The following is a 25,676-nucleotide window of genomic DNA, read 5'->3' as shown; positions in this document are numbered from 1 at the left end:
TGTCGACGTGCCGGACCAGTCGACGCACGGGACCAGGGGGACCATGTCGGACACCAGCGAGGCCGAGCCGGTCAGGAGCGGGGGAGGACGCGTGCGGCGGGTGCTGTTCCGCCTCGTCATGGCCGTCCTGATCCTGCTGCTCGCCGGACGCACCTACGAGGAGACGGCCGTGGCGCTCGCCCGGTCGGACGGATCCCTGCGCACGGCGGGCGCGAGCGTGACGGAGCTGACCTCGCACACGGTGTCCGGACACGCGGGCGGCGGACAGGCGGGCGGCAACGGCGCGTACTTCACCCACACCGAGTACACCGTCCGACTCGCCCTGGACGAAGGGCGGAAGAGGGTCGACAAGGTCGCGGACCAGGTCGGGCAGCACCTCTGGAAGGGCAAGCGGGTCGTGGTCGGCCTGTGGCACGGCCGGGTCGTGGAGATCGACGGCCAGGACGTGTGGCGGGGCTGGCACTTCGGGACGCTGGACGTGACGCTGATCGTGCTGACGCCGTTGACGACGACCTGGCTGATCTCCCTCGCGGTGTCCGTCGCAGCCCTCCTGGCGGCCCTGACGGGCCGGCCCCGGGTGAGCCGCGACGACCGCTTCGGACCTTGCGCACTCGGGGCGGCCGTCGGCCTGGCGGCGCTGCTCGCCCTCCTCGTCCACGCGGCCTTCGGGCACGTCCTCGCGTACTGGCCCGCGATTCCCGTCTGCGCCGGTACGGCGGTGGCGCTGGCGAGGCTGAGCGCGGTGATCCGGCGCCTGGTGCGTATCGCCGCCGAGAACACCCCAGCCGACGCGGGGGGCGCGCCGGCGCGGGCCTGACGTCAACTGCCCGGTGCGGGGCGTCGGATCCGGTCCGCGCGAGCCGTGGGCGACGTCGGCGCCGGGGCCGCAGGGGACGGTGCCGACCGGCTCACGGGGGAAGGGCGAGGGTGGTTCGGCGCGTGCCGGTACGGCTCACCGACGCCGGCCGTGCCGGGTTCGGGAGGCACGCGGCGACGGAGGAAGCGGACGCGGGCGCACTGCTCGCAGCATGTTCCGCAGCAGAGCGACGGACACCATCCCACCCGCCGCGGCAACCGGTGCCGGCAGCGAAGAACGGGCCGGCCGCGACCGCCCCCGTGCCGCCCGCACCGAGAAGGTCCAGGTCAGCCGTGAAGTGACCTGGACCCCGGCGGTCTTCCTCCCTACTCGTCCCATGCCTGGATCATGGTCTGCTCGACGATCTTGCCGTCCCGCAACGTGATCATCGACTCGGCGAGGACGCGCACGCCGTCCGTGTACCGGCAGGACTCGCTGAAGGCGGCGCGGTCGCCCTGGACGATGCACTCCTCCAGCTTGTGGGTCATGTCCCGGCTGTAGACGTCGTCGAGCATCCGGCCGATCTCGTCCCGGCCGTGCAGCACCGTGGGCCGGCTCGGCTGGGAGTTGTGGTCGATGACGTGCAGTTCCGCGTCGTCGGCGTAGAGCGACAGCAGTGTCGTCGGGGTCTGTCCTTCTATGCCTCTGCGCAGTGTCTCGGTGTCGAAGGCGGATCCTGCCGCGGTGCCCATGGTGACCTCCTGCGAGGGCCGCGGCCGAGGGGAGGTCGGACCGCCCGACCCTCACCTTCGAGGCTCCTCCGGCAGGCCCGGCTCGGCAAGCGCAGCCGGTCCCGTCCGCCTGTCGGGTGAGCGACGCCGCCCACCCGTGTCCGTGAGGGCGCCGGGGGCGTTGCTGTAGACATGATCTCCACTCGACGCATCGCCGCTCTCGCCGCACTCGCCGCCGGGGTCACGGGCCTCGCGGCGCCCATGGCGAGCGCGGCCGACGCTCCGGCCACCGGCCAACTGAACCCGATGACCGTGCTGGACTCGCTCGCCACGAGCCAGATTCCCGCGGAACACCGTGCCGACCTGCCGCCCGTCTCCCGGCAGCTGGGCGAGCTCAACAAGGTCAGCGAGCTCGAGAAGCTGAACGAGCTGCACCAGATCACCGACCTCGTCGCGCCCGTGACCGGGCTGCTGCCCGCGATCGGCTGAGCGTCTCACCGCACCCCGTGGGGGCCGTCCGGACGACCGGGCGGCCCCCACGCGTGTGCGGAGCCGGTCACTCGACCGTCGCCAGGAACTGTGTGGCCGCCAGCTCCGCGTAGAGCGGGTCGCCGGCGACGAGTTCACGGTGCGTTCCCACCGCGCGGACCCGGCCCGCGTCCATGACGACGATCCGGTCGGCCGTCGTGACCGTCGACAACCGGTGCGCGACGACGAGGACGGTGGTCGTCCGGGCGACGTCGGCCACGGTGTCGCGCAGCGCCGCCTCGTTCACCGCGTCCAACTGGGACGTCGCCTCGTCCAGGAGGAGGAGCCGCGGGCGGCGCAGCAGCGCGCGGGCGATGGCCACCCGCTGCCGCTCGCCGCCGGACAGCTTCGTCCCGCGATGCCCGACCAGCGTGTCCAGCCCGTGCGGCAGCCGTTCGACCAGGTCCTCCAGGCGGGTCGTCTTCAGCACGCCCCGCACGGTGTCGTCGTCCGCCGACGCGTTCCCCAGCAGCAGGTTGTCGCGCAGCGAGCCGGACAGCACGGGGGCGTCCTGCTCGACGTAGCCGATGGCGGAGCGCAGCCGGGACAGCTCCCACTCGGCGAGGTCGCGCCCGTCGAGGGCGATCGTGCCGGACTCCGGGTCGTAGAACCGCTCGATGAGCGAGAACACCGTGGTCTTGCCCGCGCCCGAAGGGCCGACGAACGCCGTCATGCCCCGGGCCGGCACGGTGAACGTCACCCCGTGGTGGACGTACGGCAGGTCGTCGGCGTACCGGAACCGGACGTCGGCGAAGTCCAGCGAGGCCGGTTCGGCGGTGGAGGAGGGCAGCGGCTCGGGCCGGGACGCCGGCTCGGCGGGCAGTCGCAGGGCCTCCTCGATGCGGCTGAGGGCCGCCGAACCCGTCTGGTACTGGGTGATCGCGCCGACGAGCTGCTGGATCGGCGACATCAGATAGAAGACGTACAGCAGGAACGCCACCAGTGTGCCGATCTCGATCGCACCCGTCGCGACCCGCGCCCCGCCCACCGCGAGGACGGTGATGAAGGCCGTCTGCATCGCCAGGCCGGCCGTGTTGCCCGCCGCCGCCTGCCACTTGGCGGCGCGGACGCTCTGCCGCCAGGACTCCTCGGCCGCCGCGTGCAGCGTCGCCTCCTCACGGTGCTCCGCGCCCGACGCCTTCACCGTGCGCAGCGAGCCGAGCACCCGCTCCAGCGAGGCGCCCATCACTCCGACCGCGTCCTGCGCCCGGCGGCTGGCCCGGTTGATGCGCGGCACGATCACGCCCAGGACCGTCCCCGCACAGAGGATCACGGCCAGGGTGACCCCCAGCAGCACCGGGTCCACCAGGCCCATCATCACGACCGTGGCGGCCAGCGTGAGCCCGCCCGTGCCGAGGCCCACCAACGAGTCGGTGGTCACCTCGCGCAGCAGTGTCGTGTCGGAGGTGATGCGGGCCATGAGGTCGCCGGGCTCGCTCCGGTCGACGGCCGTGATCCGCAGCCGCAGCAGATACGAGGACAGCGCCCGCCGCGCGCCGAGCACCACCGACTCCGCGGTGCGCCGCAGTACGAACGAACCCAGCGCACCCACGGCCGAGTTGGCGACGACCAGTGCCGTCAGTGCGAGCAACGCCCCGGTTATCGCGCGGTCATGGCCCAGGTCGTCGATCAACTTCCGCGCCACCAGGGGCAGGAGCAGTCCGGTGGCGCCGGTGACGAGCGACAGCGCCGCGCCGGCCAGCAGGGACCAGCGGTGTGGCCGTACGTAGTCGAGCAACAGCCGCCACGGGGGTCGGCCGCCGGCGGTCTCTGCGATGGTCACGGGGCTCCTCGGGGGGTCGGGTGGCAGGCCTCAGGCTACGTCGGCCGCCGGGTGCCGTGGCCGGGAAGGGCGTGTTCGGAGCGGGCGTCGGCCCTGCCGCCCGTGCCCTTACCGATCAGTCACGCGTAGGGTCGGCAGCGGGACGGACGACCGCCGACGAAAGGGGCAGCACCATGCCGCAGGAAGTGCGCGCAGTGATCGCGCCGGGGAAGAACGAGCCGGTACGGGTGGAGACGATCGTGATCCCCGACCCCGGTCCCGGCGAGGCCGTGGTGCAGGTGCAGGCCTGTGGGGTCTGCCATACCGACCTGCACTACAAGCAGGGCGGGATCAACGACGAGTTCCCCTTCCTGCTCGGCCATGAGGCGGCGGGTGTGGTGGAGTCGGTCGGCGAGGGCGTCACCGACGTCGCGCCCGGCGATTTCGTGATCCTGAACTGGCGTGCGGTGTGCGGGCACTGTCGGGCGTGTCTGCGCGGCCGCCCCTGGTACTGCTTCGACACCCACAACGCGAAGCAGCGGATGACGCTGACCGACGGCACCGAACTGTCTCCGGCGCTGGGCATCGGGGCGTTCGCCGAGAAGACCCTGGTGGCGGCCGGGCAGTGCACGAAGGTCGACGCGTCGGTGTCGGCCGCGGTGGCGGGGCTGCTGGGCTGCGGGGTGATGGCGGGCATCGGCGCGGCCATCAACACCGGCAACGTCGGCCGCGGCGACACGGTCGCGGTGATCGGCTGCGGCGGTGTCGGCGACGCGGCGATCGCCGGGTCGAACCTGGCCGGCGCCGCGAAGATCATCGCCGTCGACATCGACGACCGCAAGCTCGAGACCGCCCGGAAGATGGGCGCCACGCACACGGTCAACTCCAAGGAGGCCGACCCCGTCGAGGCGATCCGCGAGCTGACCGGCGGCTTCGGCGCGGACGTGGTGATCGAGGCCGTCGGCCGTCCGGAGACCTACAAGCAGGCCTTCTACGCCCGTGATCTCGCCGGCACGGTCGTCCTGGTCGGCGTACCGACGCCGGAGATGAAGCTCGAACTGCCTCTGCTCGACGTCTTCGGGCGCGGTGGCACGCTGAAGTCGTCCTGGTACGGCGACTGCCTGCCCTCGCGTGACTTCCCGATGCTGATCGATCTGCATCTGCAGGGCCGCCTGGATCTGGGGGCGTTCGTGACCGAGACCATCCGACTCGACGAGGTGGAGCAGGCGTTCGAGCGCATGCACCACGGAGACGTCCTGCGCTCGGTGGTGGTGCTGTGATGGCCGCGCGCATCGACCGCCTCGTCACCTCAGGCCAGTTCAGCCTCGACGGCGGCACCTGGGACGTCGACAACAACGTGTGGATCGTCGGCGACGACCACGAGGCGATCGTCATCGACGCCGCGCACGACGCCGACGCCATCCTGGCCGCCGTGGGCGACCGCCGGCTGACGGCCATCGTGTGCACCCACGCCCACAACGACCACGTCTCCGCCGCGCCCGCCCTCGCCGACGCCACCGGCGCCACGATCTGGCTGCACCCCGACGACCTGCCGCTGTGGAAGCTCACCCACCCGGACCGCGATCCCGACGCCCACCTGGCCGACGGCCAGGTCATCGAGGCCGCCGGCGCCGACCTCACCGTCCTGCACACTCCCGGGCACGCGCCCGGCGCGGTCTGTCTCCACGACCCCGGCCTCGGGGTGCTCTTCACCGGCGACACCCTGTTCCAGGGCGGACCGGGCGCCACCGGTCGCTCCTACTCCCACTTCCCGACGATCATCACCTCCATCAGGGACCGGCTGCTCGCCCTGCCGCCCGAGACGAAGGTGCTGACCGGACACGGCGACGCGACGACCATCGGCGCGGAGGCGCCGCACCTGGAGGAGTGGATCGCCCGGGGGCACTGACGACGCCCGCGGCCCGCGCCCGACCGCGTGACCCGACCGCGTGACCCGACCGCGTGACCCGACCGGGTGACCCGGCCGGGGAAAGGCGACAGGAGATGTCCGGCTTCCGCGCGATCCTCGTGCACGCCATCGATCCTCGATGACGACACCGACGGAAAACACGCGCAGGAGGTCGGACATGTCCGGTCCGCTGGAAGGCAAGGTCGCCCTGGTCGCCGGGGCGACACGGGGTGCGGGACGCGGCATCGCCGTGGAACTGGGGGCGGCCGGCGCCACCGTCTACGTGACGGGACGCACCACCCGCGCCCGGCGCTCCGAGTCCGACCGCCCCGAGACGATCGAGGACACCGCCGACCTGGTCACCGAGGCGGGCGGCCACGGCATCGCCGTGCCCACCGACCACCTCGACCCGGCCCAGGTCCGCGCCCTCGTCGACCGCGTCGCCGACGAGCGGGGCCGCCTCGACGTCCTCGTCAACGACATCTGGGGCGCCGAGCACCTCTTCGCCTGGGACACCCCGGTCTGGGAGCACGACCTCGACCACGGGCTCCGGCTGCTCCGGCTCGCCGTCGAGACCCACGCGATCACCAGCCACCACGCGCTGCCGCTGCTGCTGCGCCGGCCCGGCGGACTGGTCGTCGAGATGACCGACGGAACCACCGAGTACAACCGTGACACCTATCGCGTGAACTTCTTCTACGACCTCGCCAAGACGTCCGTCCTGCGCATGGCCTTCGCCCTCGGCCACGAACTCGGGCCGCGCGGCGCCACCGCCGTCGCGCTCACCCCCGGCTGGCTGCGGTCGGAGCTGATGCTCGAACAGTTCGGCGTCCGCGAGGACAACTGGCGCGACGCCCTCGAACGCGTCCCCCACTTCGCCATCTCGGAGACGCCCCGCTACGTCGGCCGGGCGGTCGCCGCCCTGGCCGCCGACCCCGACGTGGCCCGCTTCAACGGCGGATCCCTGTCCAGCGGGGGCCTCGCCCCGGTGTACGGCTTCACCGACCTCGACGGCAGCCGTCCGGACGCCTGGCGCTACATGGTCGAGGTGCAGGACCCCGGGAAGGCGGCGGACACCACGGGCTACCGCTGAGCGCTCAGGAGCCAGAGAGCGGAACGGTCGGCCAGCGCGCCGGGTGCCCCGGCGGCAGAGCGAGATCCTCGCGTACGGCGGCGTAGTACCCCTCGCGGCCGGCCCGCTGCCGCTCGAGCAGTGCCTGCCAGGCCTTCGGATCGTGCGTCCCCTCGCGCATGAACCGCTCCATGTCCATCACCGTGGTCACCCACTCCCGCGCCCGGTCCACCACCTCCCGGCTGCCCAGCATGATCAGCGCCTCTCCCGCCGGGTCGCGTCCGTCGGTCGCCTCCGCGAGCAGCGGCTCGGCCTGCGCGGGGGACAAGGGGTGCGGGTGCGGGTCGTTGCCGAGGTGGGAGGCGACGCGGTAGGTCAGGTTCACCGACCTCTTCAGGGCCCGCGCGTAGTCGCCGTACACGCTCAGCCGCCGCTCCTCCCACCGGGCCGCCGACTCGCGCCGGAACCTGGCCCCGTCACTGCGCACGATCGCCAGATACGAGCCGAGGGCGCCGACCACGACGCCTATGAGAGCCGGGAGTTGCTGGAGGAACGCGGTCATCTCCGCACGAGCTCCGTCCTGTCGGTGACGTGGTAGAGGCGCTTAACGGCCCGTGCAGATCATTTCACTTGTCCTGCCCGCCGGGCGTCGGGCAGCGTGCAACCGTGCAGACCTCCACCGAACCGGCCGCCTCACCCTGGCGCGTCCGCGACTTCCGCGTCCTGTTCTCGGCCTCCGCGCTGAGCCAACTCGGCACGAACGTGAGCTATGTCGCCGTACCCCTCGTCGCGGTGACCGCGCTCGACGCGAGTCCCGGACAGGTCGGCGCCCTCGCCGCGCTGAGCACGGTCGCCTTCCTCCTCATCGGGCTGCCGGCCGGGGTCTGGGTGGACCGGATGCGGCACGGCCGCATCCTGATCGGCGCGGATCTGGGCCGGGCCGTGCTGTTCTCCTCCGTGCCCGTCGCGTGGTGGTCCGACGCGCTCACCCTCGCCCATCTGTACGCGGTGGTCCTGCTCAACGGGTGCGCGACCGTGTTCTTCGACGTCGGCTCGCAGAGCGTGCTGCCCCGACTGGTCGGCCGCGCCGCCCTGGTGCGGGCCAATACGGCCGTCGTGAGCCTCCAGGCCGTGGGCAACATCGCGGGACGTGGCGCGGGCGGCGGACTCGTCCAACTGCTCACCGCACCCGTGGCCGTGCTCTGCGCGGCCGGCGCCTACCTCGTCTCCGCGCTCCAGCTCTGCGCGCTGCGGCCGGGCGACGACCCGCCCCGTCCGGCGCCCGCGAGCCGACTGGGCGCCCAGATCGCGGAGGGCGTACGGCACGTCCTCGGCGACCGTGAGCTGCGCGCGCTCGCGCTCACCGCCGCCCTCAGCAACTTCGGCTCGCAGATCGTCACCACCATGCTGCCGATCCTGTTCGTCCGTGAACTCGGCCTCTCGGCAGGCGCGTTGGGCCTGTTCTGGGGGGCGGGCGGGCTCGGGCTGCTGCTCGGCGCGTGGTGCGCCCGGCCGCTGGCCGCACGTCTGGGACACGGCCGGGCGCTCGGCCTCACCGGACTGGTCCTGGCGCCCGCGGCCCTGCTCGTGCCCCTGATCGGCCGGGGGCCCTGGCTGTGGATCGCGGGGGCGGCCTGGGTGCTGACCCTGCTCAAGACCGGCGTGGACAACGTCCTGGGGGTGAGCCTGCGCCAGCGGATGACCCCGGACGCCCTCCTGGGCCGGATGAACGCCACCTTCCGTTTCATCCTGACCGGGGCGCTGGCCGTGGGCGCCGCCGTCTCCGGCCTCATCGGCGAACTGGCCGGAGTGCGGGTCGCCCTCTGGGTGGGCGGCGCGCTGCTGGCGGTGAACTTCCTGCCCGTCTTCCTCTCCCCGGTCCGCACCCGCCGGGAACTCCCGCGGCAGCGGGTCACGGCGCCGCTCAGCCCGAAAGTGCCGCGGTGAGCGCCTCCAGCACCCGCTCCCCGTCCGCCCGCGAGGTGCGCCAGTTGCTGAACGCCGCCCGCAGCGCCGGCACCCCGCCGAACACCGTCGGCGTCAGGAACGCCTCCCCGGACGCGGCCACGGCCTCCGCCAGCGCGCCGACCCGCGCCGGCGTCGGGTCGTCCGCGAGGGTGAAGCAGACGACGTTCAGCCGCACCGGGGCCAGCAGCCGCAGACCATCCAGCGCGGCGACCCCCTCGCCGAGCCGGACCGCGAGGTCCACGTTCCGCTCGACGATCTCGCGGTGCCCGTCGCGCCCGTAGGCCACCAGCGAGAACCAGGCCGGGAGCGCGCGCAGCCGCCGGGAGTTCTCCGGCGTGAGATGGACGAAGTCGGGCTCGCCGGTGGGCAGCCCCAGATACGGCGAGGCGTTGTGGAAGACCTGTACCTGGAGGTCGCGGCGGCGGGTGAACTGCACGGCCGCGTCATAGGGCACGTTGAGCCACTTGTGCAGGTCCACGCAGACCGAGTCGGCCGCGTCGAGCCCGTCGACGAGATGCGCGTACGCGGGGGAGAGGGCCGCGAAACCGCCGAACGCCGCGTCCACGTGCAGCCAGAAGTCGTACCGCTCCTTCAGGGCCGCGATCGCCCGCAGATCGTCGAAGTCGACGGTGTTGACGGTGCCCGCGTTGGCCACGACGACCGCCGGCCGCCCGTCCAGCGCGGCCAGCGCCGCCTCGAGCGCGGCGACGTCGACGGCCTCCCGGTCGCCCGGCAGCACAGGCACCTGCCGCAGCCGGTCCCGGCCGATGCCCAGCACCGACAGGGCCTTGGCGACACTGGAGTGCGGGCTGCCGGAGAGCACCTCCACCGGCCCCAGCGCGGCCGCGCCCGCCCGCGACACGTCGACCCCCAGCCGCTCGCCCAGCCACTCCCGGGCGACGGCGAGACCGACGGTGGTGGAGACGGTCGCGCCGGTCACGAACGCCCCGCTGTGCGCCTCGCCCAGCCCGAACAGCTCACGCAGCCAGGCCACCGTCTCCCGCTCCAGCGCCGCCGCCCACGAGCCGCCCGCCCCGGAGACGTTCTGGTCGTAGGCACTGGTCAGCCAGTCGCCGGCGACCGACGCGGGCGTCGCCCCGCCCGTGACGAAGCCGAGGTAGCGCGGCCCGGCCGAGCCGGAGAACCCGGGCGCCCAGTGCTCGGCGAACCGCGCGAGAGCGCCCTCGGCCCCGGCCCCCTCGGCGGGCAGCACCGCCCGGTCGGGCGCCCCGGCGAGGCGGACCACCGGCCGCTCGTCGAGGCCGGACACCTCACGGGCGGCGAAGTCTCGGGCGGACTGGAGGAGTTCGGGCAGCCGGGAGAGATCGTCGGCGAGAGTGCGGTGCATAGGGCGAGCCTAGGACGGGTTCGGCGGGCGGCGCCGGGTCCACTTCGGGGAAAGTGGACCGCTGTCCCACCGGATGAACCAGGAGAAACAAGGCAGTTCGGGTCAATCGGGCGGACAGGAAGTTCACTGTTCTGTCACAGGTCGGGCCGCCCTACAACCGACACCCGTACCCAGTGGTCTACGAAGGAGAGATCGCCACTGATGTGCCAGGGAGAGGGCAGCCATGGGGGACATACGCAGACGAGGGGCCGTCGTGCTCGGGCTCACCGGCCTGGTCGCGCCGCTGACGCTGGTGCTGGGCGCCGCGCCGGCGCAGGCCGCGAGCTGTACGACGCAGGCCGGGCCGTACCAGAAGCAGGTCGAGAAATTCCTCGGCCGGCCCGTCGACGGCAAGCAGTCGACCACCGACTGCAAGGCCATCCGGGCCTTCCAGAACAAGCACGGCATCACCCCGAACATCGGCTACGCCGGGCCCGTCACCTGGGGCGTGATGGACCTCATGAACAAGCAGAAGGCGGTCGGCAACAAGCCCAACAAGGCCGGCAAGTGCCCGACCAACAAGGGCCGCATCGCCTGTGTCAACCTCACCCTCCAGATCAGCTGGATCCAGGACGGCAGCAAGCTCGTCTACGGGCCCGTCCCGGTCCGCACCGGCCGCGACGGGTACGAGACCCGCACCGGTCTGAAGAAGATCTACTGGCGGCACATCGACCATGTGTCGAGCATCTACAACGTGCCGATGCCCTACAGCCAGTTCTTCGACGGCGGCCAGGCCTTCCACTCGGTCGGCCTCAGCATGTGGAACCCGCCGGGCTCGCACGGCTGCGTCAACATGACCACGACGACGGCCAAGAAGTACTGGTCGCTGCTGAAGAACGGCGACGACGTCTTCGTGTACGGCCGCAAGCCGGGCACCTGAGTCCACCCAGGTCACCGAGGTGGCGCGGGCGCCCGGCCGTCCCGGGCGTCACGCCCCGGGCGCGTCCCCGAAGTCCGGGATCTCCAGCCTGGCCCCGCCCTGCCGCGCGGACTCGTGCGCGACGATGCCCGGCAGGGTGTAGCGGGCCGCGACCCAGGCGTTCACGGACGGCAGCGTACGGGTGCCGACCGCGGTCACGAAGTCGTCCACCAGGAAGTGGTGGCTGCCCTCGTGCCCGTTGTGCAGCTCGTCGAACTCCCGCGGCAGCCGCGCACGGTCGTGGACGGGTGCCGAACCCGAGGTGAAGGCGGCCCGCAGCTCGGGCGCGATGTGCTGGAGCGACGGGTCGTCGGGGGACAGCGTGGGCTTGGGTTCGAGCAGCTCACTGATGTCCTTCACCCCGTTCTTGTCCTGCCACAGCGCCACCGTCGCGAGCTGCTCCATGCTCGCCTCGGTGCCGAAGAAGCGGAAACGGGACTCGCGGATGTGGGACGGGTATCCCACCCGCCGGAACTCGTTCGTGCGGAACGAACCGCCGCCCGCCACCTCGAACAGCGCGGTGGCGTTGGAGAAGTCGTTGCCGAACTGGCTGACCTCCTTGTCGAAGACGCCGTCCCCCCGCTCGTCGACGACACCGATCGCCGACACGCTCACCGCGTGCGTCCCCCAGGCGCCGAGGACGCCGCCCACCGAGTGCGTGGGGTACAGCAGCGGGGGATAGCTGGCGGTCGCCTTCCAGTTCTCGCCGCCGCTGTACTGGTAGGCGTCGTAGAAGCCGAGGTCCATGTCGTGGACGTAGTCGCCCTCGGCGTAGAAGATCCGTCCGAAGGCGCCCTCCGCGATCTGGTTGCGGGCGTGCACGGTCGCCGGGTTGTACTGGCTGGTCTCGCCCATCATGTACGTCAGCCCGGTCGCCCGCACGGCGTCGATGATCGCCGCGATCTCCTCCATGGTGATCGCCATGGGGACGGCGGAGTAGACGTGCTTGCCGGCCTCGAGGCCTTGCAGGACCAGCGGTCCGTGAGTCCAGCGCTGGGTGAAGACGGCGACCGCGTCGACCGCCTCGGACGCCAGCATCGCCTCGTACGAGGGGAAGGTCCCGGTCAGGCCCACGTCGGCGGCGAGCCGCTCGGCGCGTTCGGGCAGCAGATCGGTGACGTACACGTCGCCGACGCCGGGGTGGGCCAGGAACAGCTTGGCGAACTGGCCCGAGAACTGTCCGGCACCGACGATGCCGAGGGAGAACGTCATGTGGGGCGTGCCCTTCACTGGTCGAGATCACTGGTCGAGAATGAGGTTGATCTGGCTGTTGGTCCGGTCGAGACCGCTCACGGGCCTGCCGTTGCCGAAGATGTCCTGCATGGCGGGGTGCATGAGCGCGTACACGTCGGCCGCGTAGTCGGTGATCGGATAGGAGAAGGTGGCGAAGTCCTTCTTGTCGGCGACCGGTTCGGTGAACGCGCTGACGTCGACGCCCTTCTTCTCGTACGCCGCCACCGCGGCCTTCGTGCCGTCGGGCGTCGCCGGGAAGACGATCCCGTAACTCCCCACCGTCCGCTGGCACTCGTCCGACGCCAGGTACGCGACCCACTTCTTCGCGCCCGCCTTGTTGCGGGCGTTCCTGGTGATCGAGTCGGCGAGGCCGTTCATCATCGTGGCGCGTTTGCCCGACGGCCCGGCGGGCGTGACGGCGGTGCCGATGTCCAGGCCCTTGAAACCGGCGTACGACGAGATCATCCACGCGCCGTCGAAGGCGGCGGCCGCCTTGCCTGCGGCCACCTGGGTGTTGGCCTGGTTGGACTGGGAGTTGTAGTCGGAGAAGGGCACCATGTACCCCTTCTTCGCCAGGCCGAAGTACCACTCGACGACCGACTGGAAGGTCTTGCTGTCGTACTGGTACTTCGTGCCCCACCGCTGCTGGTCCGTGTAGCTCCAGCCGGCGGAGGCGGTGAAGGTGCTCCACTGGGTCTGGCCGTCGCCGTCCCCGCCGCCGTTGGTGGCGAGGCCGTACACCTTGACGTCGTTCTTGTCGAAGCCGGGCTCGTCGCCCCGCCTCCCCTTGTTGTCGACGGTGAGATGTGCGACGGCCTTCTCGAACGTGCCGCCGTCCTTCGGGTTCCAGGACAGGCCGTTCAGCTGCTCGGCGGTCAGGCCCGCGTCCTTCGCCAGCCCGCGGTCGTAGAACAGGGCGACGGTGTCCCAGTCCTTCGGGGCGCCGTAGCGCCGGCCGTCCTGGCCCCTCCAGTTGGCGCCGAGACCCGGCTGGTAGTCGGCGTCGTCGATGCCCAGGTCGTCGAGCGGCTCCAGCACCTTCAGGTCGGCGAACTGGCCGAACTTCTGGATGTGGTCGGTGAACACGTCCGGCTCGGTGCCCGCGATGAAGCTCGCGGTGAGCTTGGTCCAGTAGTCGTCCCAGCCCAACTGGGTGATCTTCACGGTGAGTCCGGGGTTGCGCTGCTCGAAGTCCTTCGCGCACGCCTCGTAGGCGGGCTGCTGGTTGGCGTCCCACAGCCAGTACGTCACCGTGTGCGCCGACGACCCGGCGCCCCCCTGGGCGCAGCCGCTCACCAGGGACAGCCCGAGTACCCCGGCCAGCGCGGTGACCGTACGCATCCGTGTCCGCATGTCCGTCCCCCTCACTCGATCCCGCCCATCACTTGATCCCGGTGAAGCTGATCGTGCTGACGATGCGGCGGGCGAAGCACCCGAAGAGCACGAGCATGGGCAGGGCCGCGATGAGCGTCGCCGCCATCAGCCCCGACCAGTCGGTGCCGGTCTGCGGGGTCTGCGCCCGGAAGACGGCCAGCGCCACGGTGAGCACCCGTGAGCCGTCGCTGTAGGACACCATCAACGGCCAGAAGTAGTCGTTCCAGGAGGTGATGTACGTGAGCACGGCCAGGGTCAGTACCGGCGTGGACGCCATCGGCAGCAGCACCCGGAAGAAGATCCGCACCTTGCCCGCGCCGTCGAGCAGCGCCGCTTCCTCGACCTCCCGCGGCACGTTCATGAAGAACTGGCGCAGGAAGAACACCGCGAACGGCGTCATGAACATCGTCGGCAGGGCGATCCCCAACAGGGAGTCCACCAGGCCGAGTTCCTTGATGAGCACGAAGTTCGGCAGCAGGGTGAAGATGGCCGGCACCATCAGTCCGGCGAGGAACAGGGCGAACACCTTGTCCCGGCCGCGCCAGCGCAGGCGGGCGAAGGCGTATGCGGCCATGGCGGAGAAGAAGATCTGGCAGCCGGTGACGAGGGTCGAGACGACCACCGAGTTGAGCAGATAGCGCCAGAACCTCAGCCCGCCGCCCGCGCCGCCCTGGGCGATCGCCTCCTCGGTGGACTGGAGGCCGAGCGCCCGTTCGAAGCCGCCCGCGGTCGGATCGACCGGCAGCGGATCGCCGGGGCTCGCGGCGAGTCCGGAGTTGGTGGACAGCGCGGTGCGCAGGATCCAGTAGAACGGCACCAGGGTGACGAGCACGATCACGACCAGCACCGCCCAGGCCACGATCCGCCCGAAGGCCGGCCGGCGCCTCAGGGGCCGGGCGGGTGCCGCCTGCGGTGCGGGCGCCGTCGTAACGGTCACAGCGGACATGTCGACTCCTTCCGCTCAGCCGAGGTCGGTTTGACCGGCTCGGGTGAGCCGGTACTGGACGAAGGTGATCGCGCTGAGCACGACGAGCAGGGCCACCGACATCGCGGAGGCGTAGCCGAACTGGAAGCGGCCGAAGGCCGCGCCGTAGATGTAGTACTGGAGCACGTTGGTGGCGTCCGCCGGGCCGCCCCTGGTGGTCACGGCGACGGTGTCGAACACCTGGAACGAACCGATCACCGTCATGATCAGCACGACCGCCAGGACCGGGCGCAACAGCGGCATCGTGATCCGCCAGAACATCCGCCACTCGCTCGCGCCGTCCACCTTCGCCGCCTCGTGCATGTCGTTCGGGATGGCCTGCAGACCGGCGAACAGCAGCAGTGCGGTGTAGCCGACGTGCCGCCACACGTTGATCAGGGCGATCGTGGGGATCGCCCAGGTCTCGTCCGCCAGGAACGGGACCCGGTCGAGACCGAGCCCCGAGAGGATCTCGTTGCCGATGCCGAGCTGGGTGTCCAGGATCCAGAGCCAGACGATGCCGGCGACGACGTTCGACATCAGGTAGGGCGTGAGCACGAGTCCGCGCAGCACCGCCGACTGCGTCAGCCGCTGGAGCAGGACGGCGATCGCCAGCGCCGAGACGGTCTGCACCCCGATGTTGATGACCACGTACGCGACCGTGACCCTGAGGGAGCTCCAGAAGATCGGGTCGTGCACCATCCGTACGTAGTTGTCGAAGCCCGCCCATTCCGCCGGAGTGAGCAGGTTGAAGCGGGTGAAGCTCAGATAGATCCCGCGCAGCGTCGGCCAGAGCAGGAAGACCACGAATCCCAGCAGGGCAGGCGCGATGAACACCGCGGCGAGCCGCCCGTCGCCCCGGCTCTCGCCCGCCCCCGGTCGGTCCGCCCGCGCACGTTCCGTTCCCGGCTTGGTCGCGGACCCCTCCGCGCCGCCCGGAGGCAGACGCGACGGTGGGCTGCTGGAGGCGATGGTCATCGTGAGACTCCCTTGTCCGCGGCGGCTCGTCCTCGCACACTTACTTTTGTGGCGAAAGAATCCAGCCGTCAAGTGGTCGGGAAGCATCTTTTGTGTAGGCCGTATGGCCCGTATCGTGACCTGGATACTTCCAATGCGAAAAGAAACCGGTCCTCGTGTGGGAGTCTGACCTTCATGACCACAGGTACCGCCAGCTGGCTGCCGCTGAGCCCGGGGGAGCGCTCGGTCGCGATCGAGGTGCTCGTCCACGGCCCGCTCTCGCGCACCGAGCTCGCACGGCGGCTCAATCTCTCCGCCGGCAGTCTCACCCGGCTGACCAAACCGCTGATCGAGTCGGGACTGCTGGTCGAGGTGCCCGACGGGGGCATCGCGGTGGAGACGCGGCAGGGGCGCCCCTCGCAGCCGCTCGACGTGGTCGCCCAGTCCCGGTCCTTCATCGGCTTCAAGATCACCGGCGACATGGTGTACGGCGTCGTCACCACCCTGCGCAGCGACATCGTCGCCCGTCACGACCGCCTGCTCGGCACCCACGACCCCGAAGAGGTCGTCGCCCTGTTGGGCGAGATGACCGACGAGCTGGCCCGCGCCCATCCCGGCCTCGCCGGGATCGGCATCGGGGTGGGCGGGCGGGTCGAGGACCGCGCGAGGGTCGGCGAGTCGCCCTTCCTGGGGTGGCGGGACATCCCGCTGGCCGCGCTGGTCGAGGAGCGCACCGGGCTGCCCGTCGTCCTCGAGAACGACGTCGCCGCCCTGGTGGAGGCCGAGACCTGGTTCGGCGCGGGACGCGGCCTCGACCGGTTCGTCGTCCTCACCATCGGTGCGGGCATCGGCTACGGCCTGGTCCTCTCCGGCCGCCGGGTGCCCTGTGTCGAGGAGGACGGCGGCTTCGGCCGGCACTGGATCATCGACCCGAACGGTCCGCTCACCCCGGACGGGGAACGCGGCAGCGCCGTCTCGCTGCTGACCATCCCCAGCATCCGCTACCAGGTGCAGGCCGCCACCGGCCGGGAGTGGACGTACGAGGAGATCCTCGCGCTCGCCGCGGCCGGGGAGTCGATGCCCGCCCGCGTCATCGACGAAGCGGCCCGCGCGCTGGGCACCCTGATCGCGCAGATCGCCAACTTCGTCATGCCGCAGAAGATCCTGCTCGCCGGCGAGGGGGTCGGTCTGATGGACGTCGGCGGGGCGACGGTGGAGGCGACCATCCGGGCCCACCGGCATCCGCTGGCCGTCCCGGTGGCCCTGGAGACCAAGGTCTCGGACTTCCACGACTGGGCGCGCGGCGCCGCCGTGCTGGCCATTCAGGTGCTGGTCCTGGGGGCGGCGCAGGGATGAACGGTGCTCTGGGGGTTGACAGATGGACGTGATCAGTGACACGTCCGGTATGTCCGGTTCGTTCGTGATGACTCACGCGGTCTTCACTTCCGAAGCCGTAAGCTTCACGCCATGTCCACCACTGTTGAATCCCTCTCCGAGCGATCGGCCGCAGAGGTCAACGAGGAGATCCGGGCCCTGTGGCTCCGGTCGGGCGGGACACTGAGCGTCGAGCAGCGTGCGGAATACCAGCGGCTCGTCCTGGAGTGGGCCGCCGCTCCGTCCTCCGTCGAAGCGGCCTGACGACCACCCGGCCGCGGGGCCGCCCTACAGCGGCGCCCCGCACCGGGAACCCCCCCGGCCATCACCCCCATGTCGCCGAGTAGTACCGCTGGTAGGCCTTGCGGTCCTGCTCGGCGCGGATGTACCGGGTCGCCACGAGGGCGACCATACTGCCCGCGATGACCAGCAGACCGGGGCCGATGTTCCTGGGATCGGTGAGCTTGGAGGCGAGGGTCTCGCTGACTCCGGTATTCGTCACGGGAGTGGTCGTGCCCGGCGAGGCCGAGCCCGGGGAGAGCCCCGCCTGGGTGGAGGAGGCGGACGGCGCGGGATCGGCGGACGACGTGGACGCGCCGGCGTTGTCGGAGGGGGCGGCCACGATCAGCTGGACGCCGAGCTGCGCCAGCGCCCTGGTCACCGGCTGGAAGAACGTCGTCCCCCCGGTGGTGCAGTCGCCGCTGCCGCCCGAGGTGATCCCGAGGGCGATGCCGTCGGAGAACATCGGGCCGCCGCTGTCGCCCGGTTCGGCGCACACGCTCGTCTCGATGAGCCCGCTGACCGAGCCCTCCGGATAGTTCACCGTCGCGTCGAGGCCGGTGACCTCGCCATCGCGCAGCCCGCTGGTACTGCCGCTGCGGAACACCCGCTGGCCGACGGCCGCGTCACCGGTGCCCGTGATCCGTACCCCGTCCCCGTTGCCGATGGCCACCACGTCGGCGCCCGCGCCGGCCTTGCCGCTCGCGTACTGCACGAGGGAGAAGTCGCTGCCGGGGAAGTTGGAGTTGACGGTCTGGCCCACCTGCTGCTTGGCCTGGTTGTCCGCGAACCAGGTGGACCCGGTGGGCCCGCAGTGCCCGGCGGTGAGGATGAAGTCGTTCGTTCCGTTGGTCACGTTGAAGCCGGCCGAACAGCGTCCGCCGGTCGACAGGATCGGCAGGGCGCCGTTGATCCGGGTGGTGAACTCGCCGGTGGTGCGCTCCATGCGGACGAAGCTGCCGATGCCGGTGGCCGTCTCCGTCAGCTGTGACCAGTCGGTGGCCGACACGGTGCTGTCGGCCTGCACGACGACCTGGTTCGTCCGGTAGTCCATCATCCAGGCGGTGCCGGGCACCTTGGGCGCCGAACGCAGCGTGGCGGTGGCCGACTCGAGTTCGTTCATGCTGTGCGGGACGACCTTGGCCTCGGCGCCCGCCGCCCGGACCGTGTCGGCCGTCTCCTCGTCGGTGACGGCGACGACCGGGCGCCCGTCGGAACCCAGCCAGGTGCCCGCCGTGCGCGAGGTGCCGAGCTTCTTGACGAGAGCCGTTCCCGGATTCGTCACGACGGCCTCCGCCGCGCTGCGCGGACCCGCGGCGGTGCCGCCCGGCTCGCTCGCCATGGCCGCCTGCGTGACCATGGCCCCTCCCAGGAGGAGTCCGCCGACGGCCGCCAGCCGTGTCACTCGCCGGACGGTCCGTCGTCGTACATGCCTCATGTCATGGCTCCCGAAACCCCGAACGCACGGCCTCAACACCGCGGGGCGCTCCGGTCGTTGAGTGCCCTCACCTCCATACGTGCGAGCGGCCCACAGCGTTCAGCGCGCAGCCGACCGACTCAGGGTTTGCGTGCCACCCCGCCGAACATCGCCACCTCCTCCGGTTCGGCCCCGTCCCCGAAGCCCTCCGGGCGCCAGCGCGAGCAGGACACCACGCCCGGTTCCAGCAGCTCCAGGCCGTCGAAGAAGCGGGCCACGTCCTTCGGCGTGCGCTGGGTCAGCTTCGGCGTGCCGTGCTCGTTCCAGAACATGACGGCCTCGTCCACGTCGGGCATCGCCGGGCTGGTGACGGTGTGCGACAGCACCAGATGACTGCCCGCGGGCAGCCGGTCGACCAGGCGCCGCACCAGGCCGTACGGGTCCTCGTCGTCGCCGATGAAGATGACCACGCCGAGCAGCATCAGCGCGACGGGAGCGCCGAAGTCCAGCGTCCTCGCAGCGTGTTCGAGGAGCGCGTCGACGTTGCGCAGGTCCTCGTCGAGATAGTCGGTGCGGCCCTCCGGCGCGCCGGCGAGCAGGGCGCGGGCGTGCGCCAGGACCAGCGGGTCGTTGTCGACGTAGACGGTCCGGCAGTCCGGGGCGAGCCGCTGCGCGACCTCGTGCGTGTTGTCCGCGGTGGGCAGCCCGGTCCCGATGTCGAGGAACTGCCGGATGCCGGCCTCGGTCACCAGGTGCTTCACGGCCCGGCCCAGGAAGAGCCGGTCGGCGCGGGCGTATGCGCCGATGCCCGGATGTAACTCCCGGATGCGGTCGCCGGTGGCCCGGTCGACCTCGTAGTTGTCCCTGCCGCCGAGCCAGTAGTTCCAGATGCGGGCGGTGTGCGGCCGGGTGGTGTCGATGCGCAGGTGCGGCGACTGGGTGGCCGCGTCGGTGGTCGGCGCGTTCTGGGTCACGGGTCGGCTCCTGTCCGGAGGAAGGGTGACGGGAATCACCAACCAGCAATCTAGACGGGGGAGTTGAGCGGTGTGGACCGTCCCCCGGATTCCGTCGCGGGTCCGAGCCGGGCCCAGCTCCGCTCGTCGCCCCACACGGCGGCCGCGCCGGTGTAGGGGCGCAGCAGTGCGGTCAGCACCGGGTCGCCGCGGCCGTTGAGTTCGTCGGAGGCGATCCTGCGGGCGATGCCGGCCAGGAAGTCGGCCAGCTGCACCCGCGCGTCGAGCCGCGAGACGACGAGCCGGAACCCGGCCAGCCGGATGCCCCGCGCCCGGGCCGCCCCCTCGATCCAGGCGATCCGCTCCGGGGTGAGCATGTTCTGCCGGTCGTGCGCGAGCCGGACCGGACGCCCGCCGGCGCTCCAATGGGCGGCCGTGTGCAGGATCGAGGGCAGAAGAGGATTGAGGACCGGGGTCAGCACGAACGGCCCGTCCTGGATTCCGGCCCGGTAGGAGAGCGCGCGGGGCCTTTCCCGCGCGAGCCGCGAGAGCGTCTGCGCCACCGCCGTCCCCGGATGTCTCTGCCGCAGTTCTTCGAGCGTGCGGAAGAAATGCTCGACGGGAGCGTCCGGTTCACCTTCGTGGCGCACCCACAGCAATTGGTTGGCCGCCTCCAGGAATCGCCTCCATTCCGCTTCGGTGAAAGTCCGCCGCCCGTGCCGGAACAGCGGGACGGCCGCCCCGGGGTCGCCGAGCAGCAGGTCGGCGGCCCGGTCCACGACGAAGAAGGACTTCTCGACGAGGTGCACATGGGCGTGCCCGTACAGCGGGCCCGATGCCGAGAGCAGCCATTCCAGAACCGCCCGGTGTTTCTCCCGGAGCAGATGGTTCGCCTTGTACTCCTCGGCGGGTGAACGGATCCGGTTCCGGATCTCCTGTACATGTCCGGCGGCGGAATCGGCCGACAGCAGCACACTCGCGTGGGCGAACACGTCCGTGTTCCCGCCGGTGAGGTTCTCGCCGTCCGAACCCGACTCGTCGCAGGCGATCTCCGGAATGCCGCCGGCGTCCGCCACAGCTGTCCCGTTCACGTGATCCCAGGTCACACCACAGCCCCCTATCTTGTGCCCCATGACCAGCATCCCGCACGAGACGCCCCGTGAACCGAACCCTTTACAGGCCCTCACGCTCGACCGGCTCCGATGTCGTACGAGCATGAAGTGGCGCACCTATCCGGCCGACGTCCTTCCGCTGTGGGTCGCGGAGATGGACGTGCCCCTCGCCGAACCGGTCGTCGGCGCGGTGACGCGGGCCCTGGAGCTCGGTGACACCGGCTATCCGGCGGGCACGGCCTACGCCGAGGCGCTGGCCCTTTTCGCCGCGAAGCGGTGGGCCTGGGACGGGCTCGCGGTCGAGCGCACGGCGATCGTGCCCGATGTGATGCTGGGCGTAGTCGAAATGTTGAAGCTGGTGACAGGGCCCGGCGATCCGGTGGTCGTCAATCCGCCCGTGTACCCGCCGTTCTTCCCGTTCGTCGCGCACCTGGACCGGCGGATCGCCGAGGCGCCCCTCGGCGCGGACGGCCGGCTCGACCTCGCCGTGCTGGAGGACGCGTACCGGCGGGCCGTCGCCGGCGGTGGCCGCGCCGCGCACCTGCTGTGCAGCCCGCACAACCCGACCGGCACCGTGCACACCGCGCGGGAACTGACCGCCGTGGCCGCGCTCGCCCGGCGGTACGGCGTCCGGGTGGTCGTCGACGAGATCCACGCGCCGCTCACCGCCCCGGGGGCCGACTTCGTGCCCTGGCTCGCCGTCCCCGGCGCGGAGAACGGTCTGTCGCTGATGTCGGCCTCCAAGGGGTGGAACCTGGCCGGGCTCAAGGCGGCGCTGGCCGTCGCGGGCCCCGAGGCGGCGGCCGACCTGGCCCTGCTGCCCGAGGAGGTGTCCCACGGACCGAGTCATGTGGGCGTGCTGGCGCACACCGCCGCCCTGCTCGAGGGCACGGGGTGGCTGGACGCCCTGCTGGCGGGCCTCGACGACAACCGGCGCCTGCTCACCGCCCTGCTGGCCGAGAGGCTGCCCGGTGTCGGGTACCGGCCGGGGGACGCCACCTATCTCGCCTGGCTCGACTGCCGGGCGCTGGGCCTCGGCGACGATCCGGCCGCGGTCTTCCTGGAGCGGGGGCGGGTCGCCCTGAGTCGCGGGCTCGACTTCGGCACGGGCGGGGCCGGGCACGTCCGGCTGAACATCGCCACCTCGCCGGAGATCCTCACCGAGGGTGTACGGCGGATGGCGGCCGCCCTTCGCTGAGCCGCAGGTCCTCCCGCCGGACCGCCGGACCGCCGCCCCACCGGAGCTTGCCCGGCGGGGCGGCGGCGTGCCGGGGGAGCCGCGCTTGAGCGGTCAATTACTCGGGTGTGCGGCGGTGCGACGACACCGGGTACATGCGGCGGATCCAGCCGGACTACGAGCTGAGGCTGCCGAGGTGGTGAGGTGTACGGATGCCTAGACTGCGGGCATGGCCGACAACGCGCTCGACCGGCTGGCAGCCGGCAAGTACCTGCTGATCACCAGCTATCGCAAGAACGGAACCGGGGTCGCCACTCCGGTGTGGGTGGTGCGGGACGGGGACGCGCTCGGGGCCTGGTCCGCCGCGGACGCCTGGAAGGTGAAGCGGATCCGGGCCCGCGGCGACGTCCTGGTGGGTCCCTGCGACGCCCGCGGCAACCCCACCGGTGAGCAGATCCCGGCCACCGCCGAGATCTGTGACGCGCAGACCACCGCCCGCTACCGCACCCTGCTCGCGCGCAAGTACGGCGTCGTCGGCCGCCTCGTCCTGCTCGGCAGCCGACTGCGCCGCGGTCCGGACGGCACCGTCGGGATCCGCGTCACGCTGTGAGCCCGCGAACGGAGAAGGGGGGCCCGGACCGCATGGTCCGGGCCCCCTCCGGCCGGCGCGCGCCTACTACGGCGCGTCCACGACCGTCCCGGTCAGCACCGGCCGGTCCGGCAGCGGCTCGGCGCTGTCGTCGGTCAGCGCGAGGCGCATCGACTCGGCCGGCTCGGCCACCTGGTCCCTCACCGTGGGCACGGTGAAGTCGACGACCGTGGTCCCGGACGGGATGTTCAGCCAGACCCACAGGTTGGCGTCCGACAGCGGGCGCTCCGGGTCGGGCACGTCACCGGCGTAGTCCAGCAGCCACTGCGGGTCCACGTCCTTCGTGGACAGCTCGGCGCCCTCGGTGACCGGCAGCACCCGGACCGGCTGCCAGAAGTCCACGTCGGCGGTCTCGGAGAGGGTGATCCGCCAGCTCAGCGACCCGCCCTCGGTCACCCGGTCGGCGACCGGAGTCAGGGTCACCTCCGGCGCCGGGTCGTCGTTCTGCACCGTGACCCCACCCCGGTAGGAGCCGACGACCGCGCCGCGCACGGCCTTCACGAGGAGGTCCTGTGTCACGTCGTAGGCGAAGCGGGTGTCGCCCTTCACCTCGATCGGCACGTCGATCGGGGTGCTGCCGGGCCGGACCGCGACCACCTTCTCCGTGGACTCCAGGGTCTCCGGGTCGACGACGTAGAAGCGGACCCGGCCGCTGCCGTGCCCGGACACCTGGACCGGGACGTGATAGGTGCGGGTGCCGGAGTCGCCCTCCTTGACCGTGATCCGGCCGATGTCGACGCGCGGCAGTGCCGCCGCCCGCACCGCCGGCGTGCCGGGGGCCCAGCCCCAGGCGTCCATGAACCAGGCCTGCCCCGACCCCGAACGCGGAGTCAACGCAAGGGACTTGACGTGCCTGAGGTCGAGACCGGCGCGAGTGGCGGCGGTCAGCGGGACACGCAGCTCGCGGGCCCAGTACGAGGCGGTGCGGTCGGAGCCCGGCAGGCCGTCGACCGTGACCCGGCCGAGCGCGGCGCGGCGGCCGGCCGTGTCGGTGACGGACACGTCCAGCTCGGTGCCGGTGGTGTTCGGCGGCACGAAGACGCGCAGCGCCAGGCTCTTGGCGCCCGAGAGGGAGACGGGAGCGAGGGAGCTGATCGTCGTCGGCGTGCCCGGCGCGGACCACTTCAGCGCGACCGCGCTCCTGCCGGAGTCCTTCTCCAGATCCCACCAGCCGAAGTGCGGGGACCTTCCCGTGGCGTCGGCGTCCAGACAGGCCCTGACCGGGTCGGGGTCCGCCCAGCACACCCGGCCGCCGGTCACCTCGACGCCGCCGTCGGGCACGAAGCCGCCGGTGCGGCGCGCGCCGACCGCGTGGGTCAGGACGCGGGCCGGGTCGGCGGAGGGCGCGCGCTTTCCGGTGCCGTCGAGCAGCGGGCGCGCCCGGTCGTCGCCGGCGACGAACAGCCGGGCCGCGGCGGCGATGTAGGTCGCGCCGGCCCGGTGCTGCTGGTCGGCGGTCAGCCGGGTGGGGGCGCCGGTGGAGCAGACCGGGTCGGGCCGCTGTTCGTCCGGGTCCTCCCAGAAGTCGTCGAAGGAGGGCGCCACGGCCTTGCCCGGCGTCCACTCGGTGTTGAAGAAGTTGTGGTTGGCGCCGACCATGTAGACCGCGCTGTGCAGGGCCGTGCCGTTGCTGATGCCGCGCGTCCCGTCGAGGTACGTCTCGCCCTCGAGGTCGGAGACGTCGCCGTCACAGCCGGGCAGGATGGTCGCGGACGGGACGTCGGCGACCGGATTCTGGCCGAAGATCGTCGGTCCGACGAGAACGGTTCCGCGGATCTTCCAGCGGACCGGGCCCCGGTAGCCGTCCTGCGCGGCGGGCGGCGGGTACAGGCTGTCCAGGGCGGCGCGGTTGACGCCCTCGCCGCCGCGCGAGTGCCCGACGAGCAGGACACGGGAGAGGTCGGCCTTCGTCGCGTCGGGGACCGCCGCCGGGGCGTGGCCCGGGTGGGCGGCCCAGTCGGCCCACCTGGCCAGGTGCAGGCGCACCAGCGAGGAGCGCGCCTGCGCACCGCCGTCCTCGGCCTCCCCGTCCTGGCCGTTGATGCCGTTCGCGGAGATCGACACGGTGACGTAGCCCTGCGAGGCGAGGAGCTTCTGGTCCTGGAGGTAACCCCGGTAGCTCGGGATCGACTTCAGACCGGCCGGGCAGGGCCAGGAGATGTCGAAGTCGTCGCTGCCCGGCTGGTAGCAGGTGGTGTGCCGGCCGTGCAGGAACAGCGCGAGCGGCCGTTTGCCGGTGGCCCCCTTCGGCGCCACCACGACGGCTTTCATCTCCACCGGCCGGGCGAACCCCGGCAACGTCACCGGGGCGAGGTCGTACTCGCCGCTGACCGTGCGGTACGCGCCCGGCTTGCCGGGGTCGACGGCGTTGGCCGGGGCAGGGGCAGGGGCCTGGGCCGGGGGCTGCTCGGCGGTCAGGGAACGTCGCCCGCCCGGGGCGGAGTTGTCGGCGGCCGCGTCCAGACGGCGTCCGCCGGCCAGTACGCGCAGGTCCTTCAAGGGGGCGGCGCCGACGTCGTCGAGGGAGAGCCGGAAGGTGCGGCCGTCCTTCGCCGCCTTCGGTACGCCGAGCAGTCGGTCGCCCGAGTGGAACTCCACGCGGGCGTCGCCGAAGGGCACGGGCGTGGGCGACCGCCACACCAGCTCACGTGCGGTGCCCTCGCCGCCGACCTGCCAGCCCTGGGGCAGCCCGCTGTCGGCGGTCGTGGTCAACGGTCTTGTCTCGGAAGGTTGTCGGGCTTGTGCCAGTCCCGGTGTTCCCGCCAGGGCCGCGAGAGCGGCCACGGCGGTGACACCTATTCGCCGGGCACGGATCAAGGTCCACTCCTCAACACTCGGAGCGCGGGGGCCCCGTCCGTATCGGGAGCCCCTCGCGCCCCGAAGGAAGCGAAAGCACCTCTGTGGGTTGCCTGAGTCCGGGAATCGGGATGGCGGAACGCAAAGAACCGGACAGCGGATCCCCGCTGTCCGGCTCGGTGTCGATGGTGCGAAGGCTCTGCTGCCCCGGTGGTGCGAAGGCTCTAGTTGTATTGACCCGCAGCGTTGTTGACGCGGCTGATGGGTGGCTGGCCGCCGAGAGCGGTGTGGCAGCGGTGGTGGTTGTAGGTGTGCAGGA

General features: G+C 71.8%; 23 protein-coding genes. 11 read left to right on the top strand and 12 right to left on the bottom strand.

Going from position 1 to position 25,676, the window contains the following annotated elements; all coding sequences use genetic code 11:
• Positions 1–43 precede the first annotated feature (43 nt).
• Positions 44–817, top strand: coding sequence for a hypothetical protein (locus ACIRPU_RS40045; RefSeq protein WP_403876807.1), 774 nt, complete (start codon positions 44–46; stop codon positions 815–817).
• 365 nt (positions 818–1,182) lie between these two features.
• Here ACIRPU_RS40045 and ACIRPU_RS40040 read toward each other — a convergent pair whose 3' ends face one another.
• On the bottom strand, positions 1,183–1,548 hold the full coding sequence (locus ACIRPU_RS40040; protein ID WP_355702816.1) for a nuclear transport factor 2 family protein: 366 nt from the start codon (positions 1,546–1,548) through the stop codon (positions 1,183–1,185).
• A gap of 171 nt (positions 1,549–1,719) precedes the next feature.
• Here ACIRPU_RS40040 and ACIRPU_RS40035 point away from each other — a divergent pair, with 171 nt between their 5' ends.
• A complete protein-coding gene (locus ACIRPU_RS40035) occupies positions 1,720–2,016 on the top strand; it encodes a hypothetical protein (protein WP_385569466.1) in 297 nt (98 codons plus the stop codon).
• Positions 2,017–2,083: 67 nt separating this feature from the next.
• Here the strand turns inward: ACIRPU_RS40035 and ACIRPU_RS40030 are convergent, their stop codons facing one another.
• A complete protein-coding gene (locus tag ACIRPU_RS40030) occupies positions 2,084–3,838 on the bottom strand; it encodes an ABC transporter ATP-binding protein (RefSeq protein ID WP_403876803.1) in 1,755 nt (584 codons plus the stop codon).
• A 173-nt stretch (positions 3,839–4,011) separates the two neighbouring features.
• Between ACIRPU_RS40030 and ACIRPU_RS40025 the strand changes: the two genes are divergently transcribed.
• The 3 genes from ACIRPU_RS40025 (at position 4,012) to ACIRPU_RS40015 (ending at position 6,819) form a co-directional block, all read left to right on the top strand.
• The gene (locus ACIRPU_RS40025; RefSeq protein ID WP_355702819.1) at positions 4,012–5,097 is read left to right on the top strand and encodes an S-(hydroxymethyl)mycothiol dehydrogenase; all 1,086 of its coding nucleotides are present in this window, start codon (positions 4,012–4,014) and stop codon (positions 5,095–5,097) included.
• Positions 5,097–5,726, top strand: a complete 630-nt coding sequence (locus tag ACIRPU_RS40020; protein WP_403876799.1) for an MBL fold metallo-hydrolase — start codon at positions 5,097–5,099, stop codon at positions 5,724–5,726. Before ACIRPU_RS40025 ends, ACIRPU_RS40020 begins: the two co-directional genes overlap by 1 nt.
• Before the next feature lie 178 nt (positions 5,727–5,904).
• Complete coding sequence (locus ACIRPU_RS40015) at positions 5,905–6,819, top strand: SDR family oxidoreductase (protein ID WP_403876795.1); 915 nt, start codon at positions 5,905–5,907, stop codon at positions 6,817–6,819.
• A 4-nt stretch (positions 6,820–6,823) separates the two neighbouring features.
• Here ACIRPU_RS40015 and ACIRPU_RS40010 read toward each other — a convergent pair whose 3' ends face one another.
• Positions 6,824–7,360 (bottom strand): hypothetical protein, encoded by a 537-nt coding sequence (locus ACIRPU_RS40010; protein WP_403876793.1) that lies wholly within the window; start codon positions 7,358–7,360, stop codon positions 6,824–6,826.
• A 104-nt stretch (positions 7,361–7,464) separates the two neighbouring features.
• Here ACIRPU_RS40010 and ACIRPU_RS40005 point away from each other — a divergent pair, with 104 nt between their 5' ends.
• A complete protein-coding gene (locus ACIRPU_RS40005; RefSeq protein ID WP_403876791.1) occupies positions 7,465–8,745 on the top strand; it encodes an MFS transporter in 1,281 nt (426 codons plus the stop codon).
• Here ACIRPU_RS40005 and ACIRPU_RS40000 read toward each other — a convergent pair.
• Positions 8,723–10,114, bottom strand: a complete 1,392-nt coding sequence (locus ACIRPU_RS40000; protein ID WP_403876788.1) for a pyridoxal phosphate-dependent decarboxylase family protein — start codon at positions 10,112–10,114, stop codon at positions 8,723–8,725. The genes ACIRPU_RS40005 and ACIRPU_RS40000 overlap by 23 nt on opposite strands.
• 223 nt (positions 10,115–10,337) lie before the next feature.
• Here ACIRPU_RS40000 and ACIRPU_RS39995 point away from each other — a divergent pair, with 223 nt between their 5' ends.
• Positions 10,338–11,033 carry a L,D-transpeptidase family protein gene (locus ACIRPU_RS39995; RefSeq protein ID WP_403876785.1) on the top strand — a complete coding sequence of 232 codons (696 nt, stop codon included), beginning with the start codon at positions 10,338–10,340 and terminating at the stop codon, positions 11,031–11,033.
• Between the two features lie 48 nt (positions 11,034–11,081).
• Here the strand turns inward: ACIRPU_RS39995 and ACIRPU_RS39990 are convergent, their stop codons facing one another.
• Genes ACIRPU_RS39990 through ACIRPU_RS39975 form a run of 4 tightly spaced genes read right to left on the bottom strand, consistent with a single transcriptional unit; the run spans position 11,082 to position 15,621 of the window.
• A complete protein-coding gene (locus tag ACIRPU_RS39990; RefSeq protein WP_403876782.1) occupies positions 11,082–12,284 on the bottom strand; it encodes a Gfo/Idh/MocA family protein in 1,203 nt (400 codons plus the stop codon).
• 27 nt (positions 12,285–12,311) lie between these two features.
• Positions 12,312–13,658, bottom strand: coding sequence for an ABC transporter substrate-binding protein (locus ACIRPU_RS39985; protein WP_403876780.1), 1,347 nt, complete (start codon positions 13,656–13,658; stop codon positions 12,312–12,314).
• A gap of 28 nt (positions 13,659–13,686) precedes the next feature.
• Positions 13,687–14,625 carry a carbohydrate ABC transporter permease gene (locus ACIRPU_RS39980; RefSeq protein WP_403876776.1) on the bottom strand — a complete coding sequence of 313 codons (939 nt, stop codon included), beginning with the start codon at positions 14,623–14,625 and terminating at the stop codon, positions 13,687–13,689.
• A 15-nt stretch (positions 14,626–14,640) separates the two neighbouring features.
• Positions 14,641–15,621, bottom strand: coding sequence for a carbohydrate ABC transporter permease (locus ACIRPU_RS39975; RefSeq protein ID WP_403876773.1), 981 nt, complete (start codon positions 15,619–15,621; stop codon positions 14,641–14,643).
• 174 nt (positions 15,622–15,795) lie between these two features.
• Here ACIRPU_RS39975 and ACIRPU_RS39970 point away from each other — a divergent pair, with 174 nt between their 5' ends.
• Together ACIRPU_RS39970 and ACIRPU_RS39965 are read left to right on the top strand one after the other, a co-directional pair.
• Complete coding sequence (locus tag ACIRPU_RS39970) at positions 15,796–16,956, top strand: ROK family protein (protein WP_403876770.1); 1,161 nt, start codon at positions 15,796–15,798, stop codon at positions 16,954–16,956.
• 111 nt (positions 16,957–17,067) lie between these two features.
• Complete coding sequence (locus ACIRPU_RS39965) at positions 17,068–17,238, top strand: hypothetical protein (protein WP_020129024.1); 171 nt, start codon at positions 17,068–17,070, stop codon at positions 17,236–17,238.
• A gap of 61 nt (positions 17,239–17,299) precedes the next feature.
• Here the strand turns inward: ACIRPU_RS39965 and ACIRPU_RS39960 are convergent, their stop codons facing one another.
• From ACIRPU_RS39960 to ACIRPU_RS39950, 3 genes are all read right to left on the bottom strand, one after another.
• Positions 17,300–18,691: a S1 family peptidase gene (locus ACIRPU_RS39960; RefSeq protein ID WP_403876767.1), complete on the bottom strand. Its 1,392-nt coding sequence runs from the start codon at positions 18,689–18,691 to the stop codon at positions 17,300–17,302.
• A gap of 119 nt (positions 18,692–18,810) precedes the next feature.
• Complete coding sequence (locus ACIRPU_RS39955; protein ID WP_403876765.1) at positions 18,811–19,644, bottom strand: SAM-dependent methyltransferase; 834 nt, start codon at positions 19,642–19,644, stop codon at positions 18,811–18,813.
• A gap of 50 nt (positions 19,645–19,694) precedes the next feature.
• A complete protein-coding gene (locus ACIRPU_RS39950) occupies positions 19,695–20,756 on the bottom strand; it encodes a hypothetical protein (RefSeq protein ID WP_403876762.1) in 1,062 nt (353 codons plus the stop codon).
• On the opposite strand from ACIRPU_RS39950, the gene ACIRPU_RS39945 reads away from it, so the two are divergent.
• Both ACIRPU_RS39945 and ACIRPU_RS39940 read left to right on the top strand, forming a co-directional pair.
• Complete coding sequence (locus ACIRPU_RS39945; RefSeq protein ID WP_403876759.1) at positions 20,755–21,933, top strand: MalY/PatB family protein; 1,179 nt, start codon at positions 20,755–20,757, stop codon at positions 21,931–21,933. The two genes, ACIRPU_RS39950 and ACIRPU_RS39945, sit on opposite strands and share 2 nt — an antisense overlap.
• A gap of 208 nt (positions 21,934–22,141) precedes the next feature.
• Positions 22,142–22,522 (top strand): PPOX class F420-dependent oxidoreductase, encoded by a 381-nt coding sequence (locus ACIRPU_RS39940; RefSeq protein WP_385569504.1) that lies wholly within the window; start codon positions 22,142–22,144, stop codon positions 22,520–22,522.
• A gap of 66 nt (positions 22,523–22,588) precedes the next feature.
• Here the strand turns inward: ACIRPU_RS39940 and ACIRPU_RS39935 are convergent, their stop codons facing one another.
• The gene (locus ACIRPU_RS39935) at positions 22,589–25,378 is read right to left on the bottom strand and encodes a hypothetical protein (RefSeq protein ID WP_403876755.1); all 2,790 of its coding nucleotides are present in this window, start codon (positions 25,376–25,378) and stop codon (positions 22,589–22,591) included.
• Between the last annotated feature and the right edge of the window lie 298 nt (positions 25,379–25,676).

This window comes from Streptomyces sp. NPDC102259, assembly GCF_044766465.1.
GTDB lineage: Bacteria > Actinomycetota > Actinomycetes > Streptomycetales > Streptomycetaceae > Streptomyces.
The sequence above is the reverse complement of the archived record's forward strand: the minus strand, read 5'-3'. Positions and strand labels throughout refer to the sequence as shown.